At 62.4% G+C, this 5,569-nt stretch carries 3 protein-coding genes; 1 reads left to right on the top strand and 2 read right to left on the bottom strand.

The window, feature by feature from the left end:
- On the top strand, positions 1–328 hold a 328-nt coding region (locus GPT33_RS16785; protein ID WP_296811241.1), incomplete at its 5' end, for a sodium/proton-translocating pyrophosphatase.
- Between the two features lie 408 nt (positions 329–736).
- Here GPT33_RS16785 and GPT33_RS16790 read toward each other — a convergent pair.
- Entirely contained in the window at positions 737–2,617 is a 1,881-nt protein-coding gene (locus GPT33_RS16790) for a hypothetical protein (protein ID WP_296811244.1), read from the bottom strand.
- On the bottom strand, positions 2,614–5,569 hold a 2,956-nt coding region (locus GPT33_RS16795; RefSeq protein WP_296811247.1), incomplete at its 5' end, for an MAC/perforin domain-containing protein. The genes GPT33_RS16795 and GPT33_RS16790, both read right to left, overlap by 4 nt.

The following is a 5,569-nucleotide window of genomic DNA, read 5'->3' on the forward strand; positions in this document are numbered from 1 at the left end:
GATCCTGCCCGGCGTTATCGCCGTCAGCGCACCCGCTGTCGTCGGCTTCGGCATCGGTCCGGAGGCATTGGGCGGCATGCTCGGCGGCGCCCTGCTCGCCGGCGTCCTGCTCGCCCTCATGATGGCCAACGCCGGCGGTGCCTGGGACAACGCCAAGAAGTTCGTCGAAAAAGGCAACCTCGGCGGCAAGGGCTCGACCGTTCACTCGGCCACCGTCGTGGGCGACACCGTCGGCGATCCCTTCAAGGACACCTCCGGTCCCTCGATGAACATCCTCATCAACGTCATGGCCATCGTCAGTTTGACGATTGCACCGCTGCTGGGCTGATCGCGTCCGGTTCGGTGTTTGGATAAGGGGCCGTGAGGCCCCTTTTTTTGTGTGCAGCAGTTACGGGCGCGGTCGCTCGTGCTCATGCGAACAAATTCGCACCTACGGATGCGTTTTCGTATCGTGTAAGACCTCGGTTGCCGATCAAGCGTAGGTGCGAATGTATTCGGATCGGGTCAAACGCGCCGTGCCTTACGATGACCTGCGAAAAGGCCGTTTCAGCGAGTCCGGACGGGCCTATTTCGTGACTTCGGTCTTTCGCGACATGACCGAGCTCCGCGCTCGCGACACTCGGCCGCGTATTTCGGGATCGGCTTCTTCCGATCCATAGGACTCATCCCGGGAGACTTCTACTCTCCCGTGAACCCGGGCAGTTCAGTTTGAGCGTGCCGGCTCTTTCCGACCCTTTCACCCATCGTCACGCACCGGTATCTCGGCGATCCGCGCATAATAGGTTTGCGGCTTGTTTTCCGACGGTGTCTTGGACCATTGCCGCGGGCCTTCCGAGCGCCAGTCGAGATCGCCGGCATCGCGCGGGTTCCGATAGATCAGTCCGCCAGCATCCTTGATCCTCTGGGCGTGACCCTTGAGTGACGCGAGGCGGGCGACGAGAGCGTCCTGCTCCTTGGTCGTCAGCAATCCCATGGTCTCGATCCGCATCACCGCCGGGTCGATATCGATGATGGCCTGCGCCAGGTCGGCGTCCATCCGGCTGGCCAGCTTGGCTTGCGAGCCGCGTGCCTCGCCGATAGCGGTCAGCTCGTGCCCGAAAGCCTGATCGTTGTCGATCAGTCGCAACTCGCGGTCAGCGGTGATCAGAAAATTGTAGGAATGCCGGTCCAACTGGCCGCATAGCCGGTCGAGGATTTCGGCATTGGCCAGGTCGCGGATCAGATCGGGGTCAGCGAGCACTGCCTCTCCGGCAGCGGTCCTGAATTCGGCGCCCTTCATCCGGGTGATCTTGCCGTCCCGTTCCCGCCTGATCTTGTTGACGTCGATATCGTCACGACCGATGTCGCGCTGGGCGCGAGCGTTGGATTCGCTGACACCGTATTGTCGGGCGAGATCGTCGACGAATTTTCCCGACCAATCGAGGAAGTTGCCGTATCGCTCGAGCTCCTGCGGGTCGGTGACCTCCTCGCGCTCGAAGCCGATGGGCGGCTCGCCTTCGACCCAGCCCTGGATGGCGCCGTGCCTGCCATCGATGCGGCCGAGCTCGGTGCGCGGCACCAGACGGCCGAGGCCCAGGGCGTCCGCAATCCGCTTGAACGCGACCTGACGCGCACCGAGGCGCATGGCGGGTCCCGTCTCGATGCCGGTGTCGTTGATCAGCATGCTGACATCGTTGATCGCGTCGGGCTTAAAGGCGGCATTGCCCTCACCCTCCCGCGGCTTCGCCACCCGGCCGCGCTCCCAATCGGAGTCGATCCGGTAGACCTCGGCATTGGCGCCGCCGGAACGCTCGAGTTGGGCCAGTCGCACACTCTCGTCGTCGAATTCGAGCTGGTGGTCATGCAGCCGCGCGGCTTCCTGCCTGAAACCGTTCTGCATGGCGGCCGAGAACGCATTGCGAGCCTCGGAATCGCTTCCCAGTCTCATGTCCTTCAGCTCTCGATAGAGCGCGATCTCGGCGCGCAGGGCGGGCAGCGTGTTGAGCAGGACATGGGTCAGATCCGCCCGCCGCTGTTCACCCGCTTTCGACGTGTCCAGCTTGTCCAGCGTGTTGCGGAATTCTGTGTCTTTGGCGTCCAGGTATCCGAGGAACTTCTCGACCGTGGCGTGGCTGTAGCGTTCCCGGAACCCGGCGATTGCGGTGTCGACGTCACGATCGTGGCTGTTGCTGTCCGCAACGAAAAGGTCGGTCATGTGCTGCGCGATCGTGCCCTCCAATGCACCCACCCGTACCCGCCTGCCCTGTGGCAGCCGGCTTTGCTCGGCGTTCAGAAGGCCGTCATACCGGGACCGCCATGCCGGATAGCGGTCGCTGGACGAATCCGCCCCCCGCCGCGCCCTCGTGGCGGCGGCGAAGAAGTCGTCCCGCCGCCCGGCGATGTGCTCGCCCCTTTCTGCAGCACGCCCGGTCAGGCCCGCCGATACCTCGCCGCCGGGCCTTTCACGACGTGGCTCGACGCGCCCCGGGGTCGAGGTGCTGGCCGTGTTGTCAACCGTATTCTCTTCGGCCTCGTCCTCGCTTTCGCCCTCGGCAAAGACCGAAGGCGCCGCCAGCAGAAGGGACGCCACGAGAACCCACACGGCGGGCGACAGCCTTCTCCACATGTCCCCGCTCATTGGATGTACCTCACTGAATATTCGAGCACATGCGGCACGCAATAGTCGCATTTGGCCGGCGGCGGCAGCAGCGTGATCCGGTGTCTCTGCCAGATCCCGACTCGCTCGATGATGCTCTGCTTGCTGACCGACGGGCAAGGACTGACATCGGGGGTCTCGCAGAAGAGGGCGTAAGCTAGGAGGTTGTGCGGAGGCATGTCTTCGGGGGCGGGCGGAGGCTTCTCGTCATCCTTGTTCAGCCCCTTCACGGTTAGAGAACCGTCGCCGACATATTCGTCCCAGAGCGCCTTGAGCCCGAGCGTAGCGCCGACCTCGATGGCGTCGATCACCTGATCCTTCTTGTCGAAATGCAGGGGCGGGTAGATCGCATGGTGCTCGATGCTACGCTGGTCGACCACCTGGATGACGGCGCCGTCGAGGACGTGATCGACCGAGAGCGCGAAGCGTCCGACCTTGGTCGATTGCAGATACGGACTCTTGGCGATGATGTCGTTGCGGGTGTTGCAGATGACCTGGAGCGGCTCGTGTTTTTCGGCCTCGTCACTGTCGGTGCCGCCGAAATTGATCAACTGCCGGCCGAAGGCATCATAGGCTGTGAAATGCAGCATCGGATAGACGGTCGCCACCTTGGGCCGCGCATTGGCAGGTCGGGCGGACATGTCGCCGGTGTTCTTGTCTCGCCAGAAATTGCTGGCGACTGTGTCGATGACGGGAGGTGTGCCGCAGAAGAGATTGTCCATCCGGATCTCGACGAACCCCTGCTTGGGCACCTGTCGCAGTCCGTTCACCAGATCGCTGTTCTCGACCATGTAGCGGGTGATGGCGCTCTTTAGACCACGGCGGACGCGAACGGTGATGTCCTTGTCGGCGAAGAAAAGGGGCGTGAGCAACTCGTCGATCGGCCGCAGCGTGACATGGACCGGCACCACACCATCGGTCCCGACGCTCCAGGATTCGCTCGTCGTGCCGCTGTGGGTGCCGCCGATCCAATAGAAGTTCTCGCTCTGCGAGCCGGTGATCGAGCGGAACAGGCGTGAGCTCTCGTTCTGATTCTCGCTGCCGATCTTGATTCCGGTTTCGCTATCGGGGTCGATCAGGAGATTGATCTCGGTCTTGGTGTCGACGCCGTTCTGCAAAAGGCTCGTGCGCATGCGCTCGTTCATCTCGATATCGAGCACGCCCATCCCGCCATAGACCACGGCGACGGGGTAGTGCGTACCGAAATCGTCGATGAAGCTCGCATAGTCGCCATGTCTCGCCAGCATTCCGACATGCTCGATGAATGCCTCGCTCAACGCGATTTCGCTCTTTTCCAGAACCAGGTCGTAGAACATCGCCTTGGTCAGCCCGAGCGATTTGGACATCTTGTTTTCGGAAATCGTCTCGCGGGCCTCGCTCATCGTATTCGACAGCGAAAACGATGGCAAAGCCTTGGATTCGAGACCGGCATTGACCGACTTCGACGCCGCGTCCTTGAATTCTGCGTAGCTGGTGGTATCGTCCACGGTCTTATGTATTTCGCCGGTAAACTCGGGCACATAGGTCAATCCGCGCGGCACGAAGATCCGATTGGCGTCGTAGTAATTCCGGGTCTCACCCTTGGGTTCGCGAAAGATCGGCCTGGCGGTGCCGGTCTTGACCAGCTGGATCGGGTCCATCTCGAGAATGTCGTAACCGTAGTAATTGGCCTGTAGATTGACCGCTTTGGAGAGCGACACGAAGGTATTGTTGTAGGTGTCGTATGGCGTGACCGGCGGTTTGTCGGCGAGCCGCTCGAATGTCACGGGCCTAGTCTGGTTGCCGCGATAGGGTGTCGGATCGATACCGCTGATCCTGATCCGGTCATCGCCATCCACGCGGATGGTCGGATGGCCGTGGGGCGCAATCGTCTGTCGGTAGTCGATCGCGTGAAAGAGGTCGGGCTCGGTTTGGTAGAAGCGCAAGGCCTGGCCGCTTTCGGCATAGAGCGTCAATCCGGAGATCTCGATGCCCTGCATGGCATAAAAGCCCAGACCTTCGACGAAGCCGGCGCGGCCGGCAGCGGTAATCCCGCCGAAAGGTACCCCGGCATCGAGATAAATATGTTGCAGCGGATCTTCAGTGCTGACCTTGCCCTGGCGGATCAGTTGGTCGACGAACGGCCCCAGCGTCGAGCGCGTCGTGTGGACATAGATCCCGACAATGCCGCCGGCTTTCGCATGCCGATATGAAAGGCCGCGGATTTCCTCGTCCTCGGCGAGCCATATCCAAGATCGATCGCGCTCGGCGCGTGACTTGGCGCATTGCGCGCGGGCCTCGGGCTGGTCGCCGTCGAACCGGTCGGAATCGATCCCGACCGTCGCATGCGGCCGCGAGCGCTCGCCGAGCGCCTCGAATAGTCCGCATTCGATCAAATAGATCGAACCGAGTTGATCGTTCTCGTCCCAGCTCATCTTGAACGCGCTCGCGCCGCGCATCGATACCACGCGCTCGGGCTCGAGCCGCACCCCATCGGCCGCGACGGGCGCATAGCTGCGCGGATCGATCCCTTCATCAAGCTCGATCTTGAAGGTCGGGTGGATCGAAAAGTGCGGATGATCCTCGCCGAAACCGAGCCCCTCGACCTGCCGGAACGCCGCCCTTTCGGCTGCCGTTCGCATGCTTCCGGCATCCTTGCGTAAGGCCTGATGGAGCGGCGAGAAACTCGGCTGTTCGAGGCCGCTCGCAGCCGCGTCGAGATTGTGGATGCGGGTGTCCGACATCCCGACCTGACGCCACCAGCCCGCGCGTGGCCGGTGGTGGGCCGGGTTTTCGAACAAATCGAAGCCCTGCGCTGCCGGCGCGGAAGAGAGAACGAGAAATGGATAGAATTCCTGGAAACTGGCGACCTCGGGTCTGCCCATCAGCTTGGCCGGATAGTCGTCGCGCAGAAAGCTGTGCCAGAAGCGGACCTTGCCCATCCGGCCGGCGAAC

Source organism: Thiocapsa sp. (assembly GCF_011390875.1).
Lineage (GTDB): Bacteria > Pseudomonadota > Gammaproteobacteria > Chromatiales > Chromatiaceae > Thiocapsa.